This window comes from Flavobacterium pectinovorum (assembly GCF_022802975.1).
GTDB lineage: Bacteria > Bacteroidota > Bacteroidia > Flavobacteriales > Flavobacteriaceae > Flavobacterium > Flavobacterium pectinovorum_B.
In genome coordinates, this window is the sequence record NZ_JAFEVZ010000001.1 from 293,065 (window position 1) to 309,709 (window position 16,645).

The 16,645-nt window shown below is 34.3% G+C and carries 12 protein-coding genes; 3 read left to right on the forward strand and 9 right to left on the reverse strand.

Features of this window, described 5'->3' with window-relative positions; genetic code table 11:
- Positions 1 to 72 precede the first annotated feature (72 nt).
- Entirely contained in the window at positions 73 to 2,877 is a 2,805-nt protein-coding gene (locus FLV_RS01225) for an outer membrane beta-barrel protein (RefSeq protein ID WP_243230212.1), read from the forward strand.
- A 150-nt stretch (positions 2,878 to 3,027) separates the two neighbouring features.
- Here the strand turns inward: FLV_RS01225 and FLV_RS01230 are convergent, their stop codons facing one another.
- The 8 genes from FLV_RS01230 to FLV_RS01265 form a co-directional block, all read right to left on the reverse strand.
- Positions 3,028 to 3,771, reverse strand: a complete 744-nt coding sequence (locus FLV_RS01230) for a DUF2490 domain-containing protein (RefSeq protein ID WP_243230214.1) — start codon at positions 3,769 to 3,771, stop codon at positions 3,028 to 3,030.
- Between the two features lie 187 nt (positions 3,772 to 3,958).
- Positions 3,959 to 6,559, reverse strand: coding sequence for a TonB-dependent receptor (locus tag FLV_RS01235; RefSeq protein ID WP_243230216.1), 2,601 nt, complete (start codon positions 6,557 to 6,559; stop codon positions 3,959 to 3,961).
- 249 nt (positions 6,560 to 6,808) lie between these two features.
- A complete protein-coding gene (locus FLV_RS01240) occupies positions 6,809 to 7,222 on the reverse strand; it encodes an RrF2 family transcriptional regulator (RefSeq protein WP_243230218.1) in 414 nt (137 codons plus the stop codon).
- 79 nt (positions 7,223 to 7,301) lie between these two features.
- Positions 7,302 to 8,138, reverse strand: coding sequence for a TPM domain-containing protein (locus FLV_RS01245; protein WP_243230220.1), 837 nt, complete (start codon positions 8,136 to 8,138; stop codon positions 7,302 to 7,304).
- Between the two features lie 3 nt (positions 8,139 to 8,141).
- Positions 8,142 to 8,579: a TPM domain-containing protein gene (locus FLV_RS01250; protein WP_243230221.1), complete on the reverse strand. Its 438-nt coding sequence runs from the start codon at positions 8,577 to 8,579 to the stop codon at positions 8,142 to 8,144.
- 30 nt (positions 8,580 to 8,609) lie between these two features.
- Entirely contained in the window at positions 8,610 to 9,197 is a 588-nt protein-coding gene (locus FLV_RS01255; protein WP_243230222.1) for a LemA family protein, read from the reverse strand.
- Between the two features lie 30 nt (positions 9,198 to 9,227).
- Positions 9,228 to 9,560, reverse strand: a complete 333-nt coding sequence (locus tag FLV_RS01260) for a MerR family transcriptional regulator (protein WP_163392963.1) — start codon at positions 9,558 to 9,560, stop codon at positions 9,228 to 9,230.
- A gap of 45 nt (positions 9,561 to 9,605) precedes the next feature.
- Positions 9,606 to 10,583, reverse strand: a complete 978-nt coding sequence (locus tag FLV_RS01265; protein ID WP_243230223.1) for a M23 family metallopeptidase — start codon at positions 10,581 to 10,583, stop codon at positions 9,606 to 9,608.
- A gap of 254 nt (positions 10,584 to 10,837) precedes the next feature.
- Between FLV_RS01265 and alaS the strand changes: the two genes are divergently transcribed.
- The gene (gene alaS / locus FLV_RS01270) at positions 10,838 to 13,468 is read left to right on the forward strand and encodes an alanine--tRNA ligase (RefSeq protein WP_243230224.1); all 2,631 of its coding nucleotides are present in this window, start codon (positions 10,838 to 10,840) and stop codon (positions 13,466 to 13,468) included.
- A gap of 275 nt (positions 13,469 to 13,743) precedes the next feature.
- Here alaS and FLV_RS01275 read toward each other — a convergent pair whose 3' ends face one another.
- Positions 13,744 to 15,489: an ABC transporter ATP-binding protein gene (locus FLV_RS01275; RefSeq protein ID WP_243230225.1), complete on the reverse strand. Its 1,746-nt coding sequence runs from the start codon at positions 15,487 to 15,489 to the stop codon at positions 13,744 to 13,746.
- A 135-nt stretch (positions 15,490 to 15,624) separates the two neighbouring features.
- On the opposite strand from FLV_RS01275, the gene FLV_RS01280 reads away from it, so the two are divergent.
- Entirely contained in the window at positions 15,625 to 16,575 is a 951-nt protein-coding gene (locus FLV_RS01280; RefSeq protein WP_243230226.1) for a GSCFA domain-containing protein, read from the forward strand.
- The last annotated feature ends 70 nt before the right edge of the window (positions 16,576 to 16,645 follow it).

Here is a 16,645-nt window from a genome sequence, read left to right on the forward strand (position 1 = left end):
TTGGTTAAATGTAGAATTCACAATTAAACCATTTACTTCTTTAGAAGTCTTATCGTTCTAACCAACATTTTTATGACCAGATTATATTACGTTTTATTACTTTTTATTTTTGCTTATTCGGCTAGTGCTCAGAATGATATTGTTCTTAAAGGTACTGTAGTTGATATAAATACGCAGCTGCCGGTCGAATTGGCTACCGTTTATTTTACCACTGTTAAAGATTCTACAGTTATTGATTACGCTACAACAGATAAAAACGGATTCTTTAGATTAAACACTAAAAAGCTGGATAAACCGGTTTTCCTAAAAATAAATTATTTGGGATATCAAACTTACACAGAAGAGCAAAATGGTCTTTTGGAAAGTAAAGATTTTGGTAAATTATACCTGCTCGAAAGTGTAAATGCTTTAAATGAAGTTGTGGTAAAAAGTGAGGCGCCGCCAATCCGAATGAAACAGGATACTTTAGAGTACAATGCCGCTTCTTATAAAGTTCGTCCGGATTCAAATGTAGAAACTTTATTGAAACAATTGCCAGGTTTTGATATCGATGAGGCCGGAAAAATTACTGTTAACGGTAGAGAAGTAAATCAGCTTTTGGTCAACGGAAAACCTTTTTTTGACAGAGACGGTGCAATTGCACTGAAAAATCTGCCTTCTGAAATTATCCAAAAAGTTCAGGTGTCAGATTTTAAAACCAAAAAAGAAGAATTATCCAAACAAGAATCTACTTCAGATTATTCGAGTATCAACCTGACTATTGATGAAAAGAAAAACAAAGGCTATTTTGGTAAAATTCTTGCCGGATATGGTTCTGATGACCGCTATGAAAGCAGTCTTATCATGAATTTTTTTAATAATAAACAGAAAATTAGTATCCTGGGATCTTCAAACAATATTAACTCAACAGGTTTTGCGCAGGATGAGGTATTTGATAATATGGGAGGAGGAAGAAACAGTCAGGGGGGCGGAGGTAATACCGGTAAAGGAATTACACAGTCTAATTTACTGGGGATAAACTATTCTGATGACTGGAATAAATATTTGAGTGCTACAGGAAGTTATAATTTTGATAATAAAATTAATAATAACGAGAGTACAGTTCGTGAAACCAGTATTTTACCAACCGGAAATAATTATACAAAATCAGATTCGAAAACCAGAAATGAGAGCACGATTAATAAAGCAAATTTTGAGTTAGAATATAAAATTAATCCAACAACACGTCTTGTTATTACGCCAAATGCAAGTCAGACACGCTCTAATGCAGGTTCAGATTCTTTCAGTGAGACTCGAAAAGAAGATGTAAACGGAGCGATTTTAAATACAAGTGAATCACATCCCTATAGAGAAAGCACGTCAACGAATTTTTCTAATACAATTAATTTTAATAAGGCTTTCGAAAAAAAGGCAAGAAACGTCAGTCTTGTATTTACCAATAATAATTCAGGTACGGATTCTGATGGTATAGTAAACTCAACAACTGTTTTGAATAAGGTTGAGGGTGAATTTATAGATAAGAGAGAACAAAAAACAAAAGGGCGAAATATCTCAGATTCCTATTCTCTGGATCTTGAATATACAGAGCCTATTACAGATTCTTTGCGAATAAGATTCGGTACCGATTTTGACTGGCAAAACACAGCAAATGATTTGAAAACTTTTGATAATAAATTGGGTTCTGAATTTTATGGAAGTTTGGTCGATTCGGTAAGTAATTATATGAGTTCGAAGCGAAATACGGTAAGTCCAAAAGTAGGGCTTACTTTGAAAAAAAATAAATTTACATTCAACCTGAATACGAGAACTGCTATTATTGATTTTGATAATCATTCGTTATATGAAGGCAAGTCAACCGACTTAGAAAAAAGATATGCGCTTGCCTTTGGAAATCTTCAGTTGCGATATAAATTCAGCAGATCTAAATTTTTTACTTTCAAGTATGATTATTCAAATGCACTTCCATCAGCAACTCAATTAATGCCTGTTACAGATTTGAACAATTCATTAAATACGGTTACCGGAAATCCAGATTTAAATCCGATTGAGAAAAACAGCGTAAATTTTGATTTTAAGAATTTTGATTTCCGCACACGTTCCGGCTATAGTTTATCCTTAAGAGGAGATTATTTTAGTAACGATGTTGTATCGACTTCTGTTTTTGATGAAGATACAGGAAAAAGATTTACAACTTATATCAATATTTCGGGAACCTATAGCGCTACAGCGAATGGAAATTGGAGCCAATCTATAAAAAAAGATGCACATACATTACGATATGGTTTAGGGCTTAATGGTAGATATTCTTTTGATAAAGGGTTTACGAATACTATTATGTATAATGCCAAATCGACCAGTATTTCACCAAAAGCCTATTTTACGTATGAATACGGCGAAATACTGACGATTTCTCCTTCTTATGGATTAACTTTTAGTCAAACCAAATATGAAAATACCTCAAGAGATGCGAATTCTACTGTAATACACAGAGCTAATTTGCAAACAACAACGTATTGGCCTACAAATTTAATTTTTGGAAATGATTTTGGATATACTTACAATTCAAATATATCTGATGATTTTAAAAAAGATTTTTATTTGTGGAATACCAGTTTGTCGTATGGTTTTTTAGATAAAAAATTGTACGCTAAGATAAAAGTTTATGATGTTTTGAATCAAAATCAAAGTGCGACCAGAAGCATTTCTGCAACCTCAATCCGTGACGAAGAAAGTACTGTTTTAAAGCGTTATGTAATGTTTTCGGTAGCTTATAAAATTGGAAATTTTGCTACTGAAAAAGGCTCGAAACGAAGAGGAGGAGAGCGTGGTGACGGTGGTGAAAGAGGAGAACGTGGAGGAAGAGAAAGAGAAGACTAAATCTAAAGGCTCTGAGATACTAAGTTTCTAAGTTTTTAGTTTAAAAAATGATATCTAAAAAAAAACCAACAAGTTCAGTCTTGTTGGTTTTTTGTTTATCTAAATTAATTTCAATAAGGAATTTGGAATTTGAATAATTGAAATTTAGTCTTACGATTTTATTTTACGATTAATTCTGTGATAAACAGTAAAACGAATAATATCCCGATTATAAAAATCAACACCGCTTGCCCGTCTCTGAAAGTTTTTTAAATATCCTAATTCCAGACCAACATTGGGATTGAAATGGTAACGTAACGCAGCGTAAATTCGGTTTTGATCAAAAGTATTTCTTTTATTGTCTTTGCCGTAATTCAATAAAATTTCATCAGAAATAGTTCCTTTTAAGCTTTGTTTTTCTTTTTCCCAAAGTGTAAAAGTCGATTGCAGACGATATCGGAATCGGAAGGAAAAAGAGAAATCATTCAATAATCCTGATTTATCCGCTTTTTGTATAAACCGTTCTTCAAGCTGAAAGCGGTTATGAAAAGTAATTTTTGCAATATCATTGATAAGGGTCATATCTTGTTGGCCTCGATATTCAGGAACAGAAAATTCAGGATCGGTATCAGGTGTTTGTGTGTTTACATTAAAATAAGCAAATCCGCTACCTAAATCTACTAATTTATTGGTGCGGTATCTTCCCTGAGTCCTGAAGACAAATACGTTTTCATGAACCGGATTAATAAAGCTGCGGTTATCAAATTCAGTGTGTATTGACCATTTTTCGGTTAATGGCAAAATATTGTAATATCGAATCCATGTGAGAGTTTGGTTTTCGATATTTTTTTTGCTTTGTGCTAAAGAAAATTGACTTAAAAATGTAAAAAAAAGTATGAATTTGAAAAATTTCATCCGTGCCCTATAAATTCAGGCTGCGAATATATACAAATGAAAGATGATTTTTAGTGAAGGATTACGTTTTTTAAATTTGGTTTAAATTCTATTTTGTGATTTATAATTTATAAGGTCATAAAAAAATCGAGCTACGTTTCTTGAAAAAACGTAGCTCGATTAACCAAACTAACTGTACTTATTTTTATTATAGCGAATATTTTAGTGTAACTCCGTAAGTTCTTTGATCGCCAAGAACTCCGGCATAATGTCCTGCATTTCCACCTGCAGGCAATAATTGCTCGTAATAATCTTTGTTTAAAAGGTTACGTCCCCAGATGTGTGCAGACAAACCATTTGCTACACGGAAACCTAAACGACCGTTAAAGATTGCATAACCCGGAACTACTAAATATTTTGAAGCTGATGGGCTTGAAGAGAATTCTGAACGGGCATAACTATCAAGTGCGATGAAAAATTTCCCTACATTTCCAAAGAATCTTGCATCTTTAGTATATTCGCCACCCAAAGATCCTGCCCATTTTGAAACACCAGGTAAATCAGAGCCCGAAACATCTTTGTAGTTTACAGCTTTTCCATCAACGACAAGACCGGTTAGTTCTAATGGTAGCGGTGCATTTGTAAATTTAACATACGTACCTTCAGTATAAGTTGCAGCTGCGTAAACGCTAAAGTGTCTGTTGATTACAAAACTCGCATCTAATTCTGCTCCTCTTACTCGTACTTTGTCAGCATTCGCAAGATATCCACGGTTAACACCTAATTCAGCAGCCTGAACGTTTGTTTGGAAGTCTTTAATGTCTGTATTGAATAATGTCAGGTTTAATATAGCATTTCTAAATGGAGAAGTTTTTACGCCTACTTCATAATGATTTACATCTTCTGGTTTAATTACCGCAAGATCAGCCAGTGTTTTATCTGCCGGAGGAGTTGGAAGTCCTGCAACATTTACACCAATCGGCTTATAGCTTTTTGCATAAGTTACATAAGCATTGATTTTATCAGTTGCTTTATAAGATACTGTTATATTTCCTGAAAAGTCTGTTTTATCTTTGTCTGCTGCAAAAGACTGATTGGTATAAACAGCTCTCTTAATAGCTAATAAGTCAGGGTCAGTAGTTTGAAGACCTCCGTATGTTTCACGAAGATAAGTAGCATCTTTTTTATCGTAATTGAATCTTAAACCTGGTAAAACATGTAAACGTTCTGTAACTGCCCAGTCTAATTGTCCAAATACTGCCGCACTTGTAGATTTGATTCCGGCATTTGTTTTTATTCCATATCCTTCAAGAAGGCCTGGAGTTGCCCATTTTGATAACGGTACAGAAGTATTAGTACCATTGTTATTATAACTTACAGAGGTTTGAGAAAATCTCCATTGTGCATTACCAGATTCTTCTGTACCTCTGATTTTTACTTCCTGATCGATAAAGAAAACACCGGCCACACCACTTAATTTTGATGAAATATTTCCTGCATAACGAACTTCTTGAGTAAATTGTGTATGTCTTGCAGGATTTTGTGATTTAGCAAGTACTTGTAATCCTGTAAAATCTCTGTCATTAGACGGATCCCATGTCCAGAATCTCCAGGCAGTTGTTGAGGTAAGTGTTCCTCCGCCAATTTTTGTATCAATATTAAGAGAAGCACCTCCTAAATCTTGTCCTGAACGCCATGGGGTATCCTGGTCAATTTTGCGGTCAAATGCATTTCGGCTTGGAAGCTGATAATTCAAATCAGCAATAATGGCATCAAACTGACGGTAAGGAGCTCTTTTAGTAGGAGCAACACCTGCAATTACCTGTGCATATCCATCCGGACGCTGCGTAGTAAGATCCGCTGCTAATATAATGTTGGTGTTTTCTGAAGGTGTATAAAGTAATTGTCCTCTAAAGCCTTGGTTGTTAAGTGTGTTTGTAGCTCTTCCTGTTGCAATATTATCAATTAATCCGTCACGTTGAGTTCCTGAAAAAGATATTCTGCCGGCAATTTTTTTACTTAAAGCGCCTGTAACAGAAGCTTTAGCTTGCAGGTAACCATAATTTCCGTAGCTTAATTCAAAGTCAGCACCAGTTGTGAAACTTGGTTTACGAGATGTGATGTTAAAAGCACCAGAGGTAGTGTTTTTACCAAACAATGATCCTTGTGGTCCGCGTAATACTTCAATTTGCTCCACATCAATAAAATCTAAAGTTGTTGCTGCCGGACGAGCATAATAAACGCCATCTACATAGAACCCAACACCAGGATCAATACCGTCATTAGTAAGGCCATAAGGAGATCCTAGACCACGAATATTAATTCCGGTATTTCTTGGGTTAGATGAATATAATTGTACGGATGGAACCAACTCTTTGATACGATTTACGTTAAAAGCACCGGCTTGTTCAGCTTGTTTTCCTGTTACAACTGATACTGCAATTGGAATATCCTGTACTTTTTCAATTCTACGTCGAGAGGAAACTACTACTTCAATAAGTTCGTTTTCTTCTTTTAAGGCAACTTCTAAAAGTGGTGCAGGTAATACGGTAACTTCTATTTCAGTAGTTTTATAACCTACGTATTGTACTAAAAGGGTTAAAGGAAGTTTTTTACCATTTGTGTCAAGGCTGAATTTTCCGCTTTCATCTGTAGTAGTACTTATAGTAGTACCTTTTATGACAATATTGGCTGCTCCTAAAGGATTTTTTTGCGAATCGGTGATTGTACCTTCAACATTTTGTGCAAAGGATATTGAGAAGGCTAAAACGGATAGTATTGTGAATATGTTTTTGATTGGATTTTTCATTTTTATATTATGTATATGTAATTAGTAGAATTTAAATTAAATTTTTTTTACCAGCACATACACATCATAGAAGAATTGTTTTTCACTGCTGTGAAATTTTTATAATTACTTTTTTCCAAAAGACTTTTTGATACATAAGACTTACTTAATTTTTCTTTCATCGGTTAAAAATTTGTAAATGATTTGTTAAATATTTTTGGCAAATATATATAAAATCTATCAATTTGGTAGGGTTTTGAAAATATTTTTTTATTTTTTTATCAATGAGGCGATTGTAATGTTCTGCATTGCCTTTAAAGTTTCATCCCGAATAATCATTAAACCATGGCGCAGACTGCATTCTTCCTCGGTTTTACAATCTAAACAACGCTCATAAAAATTTAATGAAGCACACGGCAAAAGTGCAATTGCACCATCAAATAAACGATGAATTTCTGCCAAAGTGATGTCATTTTTGGATTTTATCAGGTAATAACCGCCAAATTTTCCCTGTTTACTGCTCACAAAACGTCCACGTTTGAGGTCTAATAAAATTTGTTCTAAAAACTTTTTAGGAATATTAGCACCATCAGCAATCTCTATAGTTTTAGAAATGTGATTTTCGTCTTGTTCTGCTAAATAAAGTAGAGCCTTAAGGGCGTATTTTGCTTTATGTGATAACATCTATATAAAATTGTGATTTGTAAAAGTAAGATTTTTTAAACTTGAAACCTAAAATTAAGAAAACTTGAAACAAATTAATTTACCAGCTTCCGCCGGAACCTCCACCAGAGAATCCGCCTCCGCCAAATCCTCCTCCGAAGCCACCGCCTCCGCCAAAACCGCCACCGGATGATCCTCCGCCGAAGCCTCCAAATCCTCCTCCGCCGCTTCTTCCAAGGTTGCTCAGAATGATAACATCAAGCAAGCTTGGGCCACCGCCGCTATTGTTACCGGAATTTCCTCCACCGCCTCTTTTATTTCGGGATAATAAAATTAATACAATTACGACAATAACAATAAAAGGAAGTATTGGGAAATCTTTTCCTTTGGCTTTTTGTTTTCTTTCTCCTTTATATTTTCCTTTAAAAACATCAAAAAGAGCATCTGCACCTTTATCAAGACCTTTGTAATAACTTCCGGCTTTAAATTCGGGAATAATGATGTTTCTGGTGATTTCGCCACCAATTCCGGCGGTTAATCGGTCTTCTAATCCATATCCGGGTGAAATCCAGATTCTTCTTTCGGTTTTGGCCAATAAAATTAAAACACCATTATCTTCTTTTGCTTGTCCGATGCCCCACTGATGTGCCCATTTTGGAGTAAGGATTCCAATGTCTTCTCCTTTTAAGCTTTCAATGGTAATAACAACAATTTGTGTAGAAGTAGAATCAGAATAACGAACTAATTTTTCTTCTAATTGTGTTTTTTCGGAAGCACTTAGAATGTTAGCATAATCATAAACAGAAGTCTGAAAACCTGGTTTTTCAGGAATTGTAAATTGTGAAAATCCTGAAGTACAGATTAAAAAAGCAATTAGTAAAAAGGTAAATTGAAAAACTCCTTTGGAATTTGATATTTTGTTTTTGGAAATTTTCATTATTTATCCTTTTGAGATTTCGTTAGATAATTCGTTTGTATCGCCTTCAGACCATGGGAAATATTTTTTTAATTGCTCGCCGGCATTTAAAATACCATCCACAATACCCTGTTTAAATTTACCGGCTTTAAATTGTTCAGTCATTTTATCTTTGGTACAATCCCAAAAATCATTAGTTACAAGATCATTTATGCCTTTGTCTCCACAAACAACAAAATTTTTATCATCAACTGCAAAATAGAACAAAACACCATTTTGAAGTTGGGTTTCATCCATTCGCAATTCATGAAAAACTTCTAAAGCCCTGTCAAAATGAACTTTAGAAGTTGTTTTTTCTATATGTACTCTAATTTCTCCAGAAGTGTTTTTTTCAGCCACGCGAATAGCTTCAACGATTTCCTGCTCTTCTTCTTTGGTTAAAAAATCTTCTACTTTTGACATTTGAATTGTTTTAGAGTTATAGCTTTTTAATTAGAATTTTACTTCAACGGGTTTATCAGCACCTGTAGAAGCCTCGAAATATGGTTTTTCTTTAAGGCCATAAAGTCCTGCCAATATATTTCTTGGAAAAGTATTGATGTTGTTGTTATAAGGTTTAACAGCTTCATTAAAACGAGTTCTTGCTGTTAAAATTTGATTTTCAGTACTTGCTAATTCATCTTGTAATTTCATAAAGCTTGCATCAGCTTTCAGGTTAGGATATTGCTCTACACTTACCAGTAATTTTGATAAAGAAGAAGAAACTCCTGATTGAGCCGAGTTGAATGCAGCTAATTGTTCCGGAGTAACATTACTTGGGTCAATTGTAATTCCGGTAGCTTTAGCACGAGCTTCAATAACGGCTGTTAAAGTACTTTTTTCATGTTCTGCATATCCTTTTACGGTGCTCACTATATTTGGGATAAGGTCATTTCTTCTTTGGTATGAAGTGTTAACATTTCCCCAACTTTCCTTTACGTCTTGATCAAGTGTAACTGCTTTGTTGTAAATTCCGGAAGCCCAGCTATATATTGCAAAAATAATTACAGCTCCAATAATCCAAGGCAAAAATCTTTTCATGTTTGTTTTAATTTAAAGTTTAATAAAATGTTATAATTCGTTTTTTATATCTGTTAATTGTGTTTTTATGGTCTCTAATTTACGTATTATTTCGAATTTATCTAATGTTTTCTTTTGTCCTTCCTTTAGATGGGTTTTTGCTCCTTCGAGTGTAAAACCGCGCTCTTTGACCAGATGGTAAATTAATTGTAAATTGGTAATATCCTCAGGCGTAAACATTCTGTTGCCTTTAGCATTCTTTTTTGGTTTCAGGATATCAAATTCGCTGTCCCAAAATCGTATCAATGAGGCATTGACATTAAAAGCTTTGGCTACTTCGCCAATGCTGAAATATCTTTTGTCTTTAGAAAGCTCAATATGCATGATCTGTTTTTTCTATTTTATTCAAACTTACTACTTTTTGCAGGATTAATCTAATGATTGGTTTTCCTGATTTGCCAGATGTGAAATCGCAACATATTCTACCGCCGAAATATTTCCGTAATAAAAATTCAACGGATTTACAACTCTACCATCTTTATGTACCTCATAATGACAATGTGGGCCTTCTGATCTTCCGGTACTTCCTACATATCCAATAACGTCGCCACGTTTTACATGCTGTCCGGGTCTGCAATTGTATTTGCTTAAATGCGCATACAAACTTTCATATCCAAAACCGTGCCTGATGACTACATGGTTGCCAAACCCTGATGCCGAATTGTCAGCTCTTGACACAACCCCATCTCCGGTAGCATAAATTGGTGCCCCTGTATTGGCTGTAAAATCCATTCCGTTATGCATTTTTCGCACTTTCGTGAAAGGATCAATTCTGTATCCAAAACCCGATGCCACACGTTTTAAATTTTCATTTTGTACTGGCTGAATGGCAGGAATTGCGGCTAACAAATTCTTTTTTGTGCTGGCCAGCTTCAAAATATCATCTAATGATTTTGACTGGATAACCAGTTCTTTTGAAAGTCGATCAATTCGTTTAGTGGTATTTAATACCAATTGCGAATTATTATATCCTTCTAAATCCTTATATCTTTTAATGTCTTTAAATCCTGATTTTCTAATAGAATCCGGGATTTCGGTTTTGTTAAAATAAACCCTGTAAATATTATTGTCCCGGTCTTCCAGAGCCTCAGTTACTTCATCAATTTCATCCATCCTCTTATTTAAAATGGCATATTGCAATTTTAAATTCTCAATTTCGCGTGCCTGTAAACGATCTTTTGGTGTTTCAAAATAGGGTGTATTAATTAAAAGCACAAATATTAAAAACCCAAACAATGATGAAGCCAATAAAAACAGTAATCCGTAACCAAATTTGATTCTTTTTTTTGTTTTTATTTTCGTATAAGCCAGATTTTCTGAGTCGTAATAATATTTTACTTTCGCCATATTTTAAAATACCCTATTTTTGCAGCTCGTAAAAGAGTTAGTCGAACAAATTTAATAAATGTTTCAGTTGTTCGTAGCTTTTTTTCAAGAATAAAATAATTAGATAATGTGTCAATTTGATAATTAGATAATGTGTTAAATGCGAAATTTATTGTCTTAAATTTTAAGTTTTTAATTGAATTTTTCTAACGATCATATTTTCAGATTGATGAATTATCTAATCGACACATTTTCAAATTATCTCATTAAATAACATGAAATCACAAGACGTACGTAAGCAATTTTTAGATTTTTTTGAGAGCAAAGGACATACTATTGTCCCATCTGCTCCTATTGTACTTAAAGACGATCCAACCTTAATGTTCAACAACTCGGGAATGGCCCAGTTTAAAGAATTTTTCTTAGGAAACGGAACTCCAAAAAGTCCAAGAATAGCCGATACGCAAAAATGTCTTCGTGTTTCAGGAAAACATAATGACCTAGAGGAGGTTGGTATTGATACGTATCACCACACCATGTTTGAAATGCTTGGAAACTGGTCTTTTGGAGATTATTTCAAAAAAGAAGCCATCAACTGGGCTTGGGAATTGCTGACAGAAGTTTATAAAATACCAAAAGAAAATCTGTACGTTTCTGTTTTTGAAGGAAGCAAAGAAGATAATGTCCCGTTTGATCAGGAAGCCTGGGATCTTTGGAAGGAATTAATTGATGAAGACCGAATTATTTTAGGAAATAAAAAAGATAATTTCTGGGAAATGGGAGATCAGGGACCATGCGGGCCTTGTTCTGAAATTCATGTTGATTTACGTTCTGCAGAAGAAAAAGCGTTGGTTTCTGGAAAAAGCCTTGTAAACAACGATCACCCGCAGGTAGTTGAAATCTGGAATAATGTATTTATGGAATTCAATCGTAAGGCTGATGGTTCTCTTGAAAAACTTCCGGCACAACACGTAGATACCGGAATGGGATTTGAGCGTTTGTGTATGGCTTTACAAGGAAAAACATCCAACTATGATACGGATGTTTTCATGCCTTTAATTAGAGAAATCGAAACGATTACAGGAGCAAATTATACTGTTAAAGCTTCAAATGAAGCAGAAGAAAAAGTAAATATTGCGATTCGTGTTATTGCAGACCACGTTCGTGCTGTAGCTTTTGCTATTGCCGATGGACAATTGCCATCTAACACCGGAGCTGGTTATGTAATTCGTAGAATTTTACGTCGTGCAATTCGTTACGGATTTACATTCTTAGGAACTAAAGAACCGTTTATATATAAATTGGTTGAAACTTTGAGCGAGCAAATGGGAGATTCTTTCCCGGAAATCAGAACTCAAAAAGCACTTTGTTCAAATGTGATTCGTGAAGAAGAAAACTCTTTTTTACGTACTTTAGATCAGGGATTAATTCTTTTGGATGCCGTAATTTTAAACAATAGCGGAGACACAATCGATGGTAAAAAAGCATTTGAATTGTATGATACTTACGGATTTCCAATCGATTTAACAGCTTTGATTCTTTCTGAAAAAGGATTGAAACTGGACGAAAAAGGATTTCAGGAACAATTGCAATTACAAAAAGAAAGATCACGTGCTGCATCAAAAGTTACGGCTGGAGACTGGAACGTAATTGTTGAAGATGATATTCAGGAATTTATTGGTTATGACCGATTATTACATCAGGTAAAAATCACTAAATACCGTAGAGTTGATAGTGTAAAAGATGGTGAAATTTATCAGTTAGTTTTCAACGCGACTCCTTTTTACGGAGAAAGCGGAGGACAAACGGGTGATAAAGGATATTTGGAATCTCAAAACGGAGATATTATTTATATCATTGATACTAAAAAAGAAAACAACCAAACGATACATTTAACACAGTCGTTGCCTGATAATATTACAGCAACGTTTAATGCGGTTGTTGATGCAAACCAAAGAGCTAAAACTTCGTCAAACCACTCGGCGACACACTTGTTGCACCAGGGATTGCGTAAGATTTTAGGAACACATATCGAGCAAAAAGGCTCGATGGTTCGTAATGCTTCATTACGTTTTGACTTTTCTCACTTCTCTAAAGTTACAGATGAAGAATTAGCAGAAGTAGAAAACTTTGTAAATGCAAGGATTCGTGAAAGCCTTCCTTTAATCGAAAAAAGAGCCATTCCAAAAGATCAGGCTATTGAAGAAGGAGCAATCGCATTATTTGGAGAGAAATATGGTGATTTGGTACGTATGATTAAATTCGGTGATTCTGTTGAATTATGCGGAGGAACACACGTTGCGAATACATCAGATATCTGGCATTTCAAAATCGTTTCCGAAGGTGCTGTTGCATCTGGAATCAGAAGGATTGAAGCGATTACAAGCGATGCCGCAAAAGAATATTTTGAGTCTCAGGCTGTTTCTTTAAACCAAATTAAAGAAGCACTTAAAAATGCTCAGGATCCGGTAAAATCGATTTTGGTTTTACAAGATGAAAATGCGCAGTTGAAAAAACAATTGGAGATTCTATTAGCTGAAAAAGCAAAAGGACTTAAAACAGCATTAGCGTCTAAATTAGAAGAAATAAATGGGGTGAATTTTTTAGCAGAACAAGTGGACTTAAATTCAGAAGGTGCAAAACATTTAGCATATGAATTAGGTAATTCTTATAAAAATCTATTCTTAGTTTTGGCTACAGCCGAAGAAGGAAAACCGATGTTAACGTGTTATATTTCTAAAGAATTAGTTACTGATAAAAAACTAAATGCAGGTCAAGTTGTTCGTGAATTAGGAAAATATATTCAGGGAGGCGGAGGAGGCCAGCCTTTCTTCGCAACTGCGGGAGGTAAAAATGTTGATGGAATTGCGGAGGCTTTGGCGAAAGCGGTTGATTTCGTGAAGTAATTTTAAGTTGCTAAGATACTAAGGTTCTAAGTTTTTTTATAATATTTCAAAATTAACCCCGACAGGTTTTTAAAACCTGTCGGGGTTTGTATTTATAGTATTTTGTCATTTCGACTGAAAGGAGAAATCACACGTGGAAATCCGCAAAGGAAGTCGCCAATCTTTGTCGATATGCTAGTGTGATTTCTCCTTTCAGTCGAAATGACAAATAGTACGTTTATTGATTGTTTTAAAAAACAGAACCTTAGTATCTTAGAGACTTAGCGGCAAGAAAATTATTTACGTTCCCCAATCTGCTGGCGCCACATAGCGTAATACAATCCTTTTTCTGCAATTAAATCATCATGTTTTCCTTGTTCGATTATTTTTCCTTGTTCCAGAACAAAAATTCTGTCAGCATGCATTACGGTTGACAAACGATGTGCGATTAAAACCGTGATTCTGTTTTGATCTGAAATATTTCTGATTGTAGCATTTATTTCTTCTTCGGTAATAGAATCCAAGGCAGATGTTGCTTCATCAAAAATCAATAAATTCGGATTTCTTAATATAGCCCTGGCGATAGATAAACGTTGTTTTTCTCCACCAGACACTTTGATTCCGCCTTCTCCAATTGTGGTGTTCAATCCGTCTTCGGCACGTCTTAAAAGTTTATCACAACTGGCTCTTTTTAGTGCATCATATAAGTCTTCATCGGTTGCGTTTGGTTTCACGAATAATAAATTTTCGCGGATTGTTCCTGAGAATAATTGGGCATCCTGAGTTACAAAGCCTAATTGTTTTCTTAGATCCAATAAGTCAATTTCGGCAGAATCAATATCGTTGTATAAAACCTGGCCTTCTTCAGGAATATACAATCCGACTAATAATTTAACCAAAGTAGTTTTGCCTGAACCTGAGGGACCAACAAAAGCGACTGTCTGACCTTGTTTGATTTCAAAATTAATATTCTCAACTGCTTTAAATTTTGCTGTTTTATGCTTGAAACTAACATTCGAAAATAATAACGACTGAATGGCACCAACATGTTTTGGATTTTTAGGGCGAAATTCTTTTGGGGCACTCAATAAAGTTTTGAAATTTTCCATCGAAACTTTCGTCTCGTTTACTACGATAATAAAATTTCCTAATTCCTGTAAAGGACCAAAAATAAAGAAGGTAAAAAATACCATGGTTAATAAATCGCCTACAATGATTTTTCCGCCAAATAGAAAATAGTACAAGGTAAAAACCACACAGGTTCTTAAAAAGTGAACGGTCGTTCCCTGAATAAAACTCAAACTTCGAATGTAACGCACTTTTTCTAATTCAAGATGCAGAATCTTAAAGGTATTTAAGTTCAGACGCTTTTCTTCCTGATACGTCAAACCAAGACTTTTTACAAGTTCAATATTTCGCAAGCTTTCAGTTGTGGAGCCTGCCAAAGCATTGGTCTGATTGACAATTTTTTTAGAAACTATTTTAATCTTTTTACCCAGATAAGAACTTACCAAAGCAATAATTGGTGCAGTAACTAAAAAGATAAGTGAAATGCGAAAATCAATTCGGGCAACATATATAATGACGAAAATAAATCCAATGATAGTCTGAAAGATTAATGAAATCGAAAGTGTAATCAATTTTTCAGAATCAGTACGTACTTTGGTCAGTTTACTTAGAGTTTCTCCGCTTCGTTGGTCTTCAAATTCCGCATAAGGCAAATCGAGTGATTTTTTAATTCCATCGGTGTACATTTGAGCACCAGTTCGCTGAATCACAACATTGGTAAAATAATCCTGAAAGTTTTTGGTGATTCTCGAAATCATCGCAGCACCAAGTGAAAGCCCTAGCCAGAACGATAACGATTTAATAAAGCCACTTGCGTTTCCGTCATATTTGTGAAGTCCAACACCACAGTCCTGCATTAATTTACCGGTAATAATAGAATCTGATAAACTGAAACAAATGTTTATAGTAGCCATAATCAAAGCGAAAAACAAAAGCATTTTATGTTTGATTATATAGGAGTATAATAATTTCATAGAAGAGTTATAATTAAATAGGAAAGGAATACAAAAGTACAAAATAGACAGGCTTCGTTTAGCGGATTTTGTTGTATTTAAAAGTTAATTTTTTTGTTTATAAGAAATGAGCGAAATTTGTTTAAAATAGAAATTATGCAATTCAGAACCCAAATTCCAGTCTCAAAAAGTAACAATCCAATCGATTATAATTCGAAAGTACTTTCTGTTGGTTCCTGTTTTGCAGAAAACATGGCTACTAAATTCGATTATTTTAAGTTTCAAAATATAACAAATCCATTTGGGATAATTTTTAATCCGGTTTCGATTGAGAATTTATTTCGAAGAGTTTGTGAGCAGCATTTTTTTGAGGAAAAAGATGTTTTTTTTCACAATGAACGCTGGCATAGTTTTGAAGTCCATTCGGATTTAAGTAATTCTGACAGAGAAGAATTACTGGAAACATTAAATAAAGCCATTGCCGAGACTTATAAAAAGCTTCAGGAAGCAACACATATAATTATCACATACGGAACTTCCTGGATTTATCGAAATATTGAAAGTGATCAAATTGTTGCCAATTGCCATAAAGTTCCGCAAAAACAGTTTATAAAAGAATTATTAGCGGTTGAAATTATTGAGAGAAGTATTCAAAATACGATTGAATTGGTTCAGATTTTAAATCCAAATATAAAAATCATTTTTACCATTTCGCCAGTGCGTCATATTAAGGATGGTTTTACAGAAAATCAATTGAGTAAATCGCACTTGTTTACAGCTTTGCACAAAACCATCAACTATCAACTATCAACCATCAACTATTTCCCTTCCTACGAAATCATGATGGATGAACTTCGGGATTATCGTTTTTATAGTGAAGATATGCTTCATCCCAACCCAATCGCCATTGATTATATCTGGAAGCTTTTTAGTGAAAATTATATTTCTGAGAGCAGCTTATCTATAATGAAAGAAGTTGATGAAATCCAGAAGAGTCTTCGTCATCGAAGTTTCAATCCAGACTCAGATCAGCATCAAAAATTTCTTGTAAAACTTCAGCAAAAAATCAATCTTTTAGAAGAAAGACTGCCTCATATTACATTTTAACTTCTATTGGATAAAGAAGTAATTAACTATTTGTACGTAAAATTTTAGAATAATTGCCCGTAATTATGTA

Excerpts from the sequence above, each read along its gene's own strand:
- FLV_RS01265 (WP_243230223.1), bottom strand. The coding sequence starts at position 10,583 with ATGGCGAAAGTAAAATATTATTACGACTCAGAAAATCTGGCTTATACG.
- FLV_RS01255 (WP_243230222.1), bottom strand. The coding sequence starts at position 9,197 with ATGAAAAGATTTTTGCCTTGGATTATTGGAGCTGTAATTATTTTTGCA.
- FLV_RS01275 (WP_243230225.1), bottom strand. The coding sequence starts at position 15,489 with ATGAAATTATTATACTCCTATATAATCAAACATAAAATGCTTTTGTTT.
- alaS (WP_243230224.1), top strand. The coding sequence starts at position 10,838 with ATGAAATCACAAGACGTACGTAAGCAATTTTTAGATTTTTTTGAGAGC.
- FLV_RS01245 (WP_243230220.1), bottom strand. The coding sequence starts at position 8,138 with ATGAAAATTTCCAAAAACAAAATATCAAATTCCAAAGGAGTTTTTCAA.
- FLV_RS01235 (WP_243230216.1), bottom strand. The coding sequence starts at position 6,559 with ATGAAAAATCCAATCAAAAACATATTCACAATACTATCCGTTTTAGCC.
- FLV_RS01250 (WP_243230221.1), bottom strand. The coding sequence starts at position 8,579 with ATGTCAAAAGTAGAAGATTTTTTAACCAAAGAAGAAGAGCAGGAAATC.
- FLV_RS01240 (WP_243230218.1), bottom strand. The coding sequence starts at position 7,222 with ATGTTATCACATAAAGCAAAATACGCCCTTAAGGCTCTACTTTATTTA.
- FLV_RS01225 (WP_243230212.1), top strand. The coding sequence starts at position 73 with ATGACCAGATTATATTACGTTTTATTACTTTTTATTTTTGCTTATTCG.
- FLV_RS01280 (WP_243230226.1), top strand. The coding sequence starts at position 15,625 with ATGCAATTCAGAACCCAAATTCCAGTCTCAAAAAGTAACAATCCAATC.
- FLV_RS01260 (WP_163392963.1), bottom strand. The coding sequence starts at position 9,560 with ATGCATATTGAGCTTTCTAAAGACAAAAGATATTTCAGCATTGGCGAA.
- FLV_RS01230 (WP_243230214.1), bottom strand. The coding sequence starts at position 3,771 with ATGAAATTTTTCAAATTCATACTTTTTTTTACATTTTTAAGTCAATTT.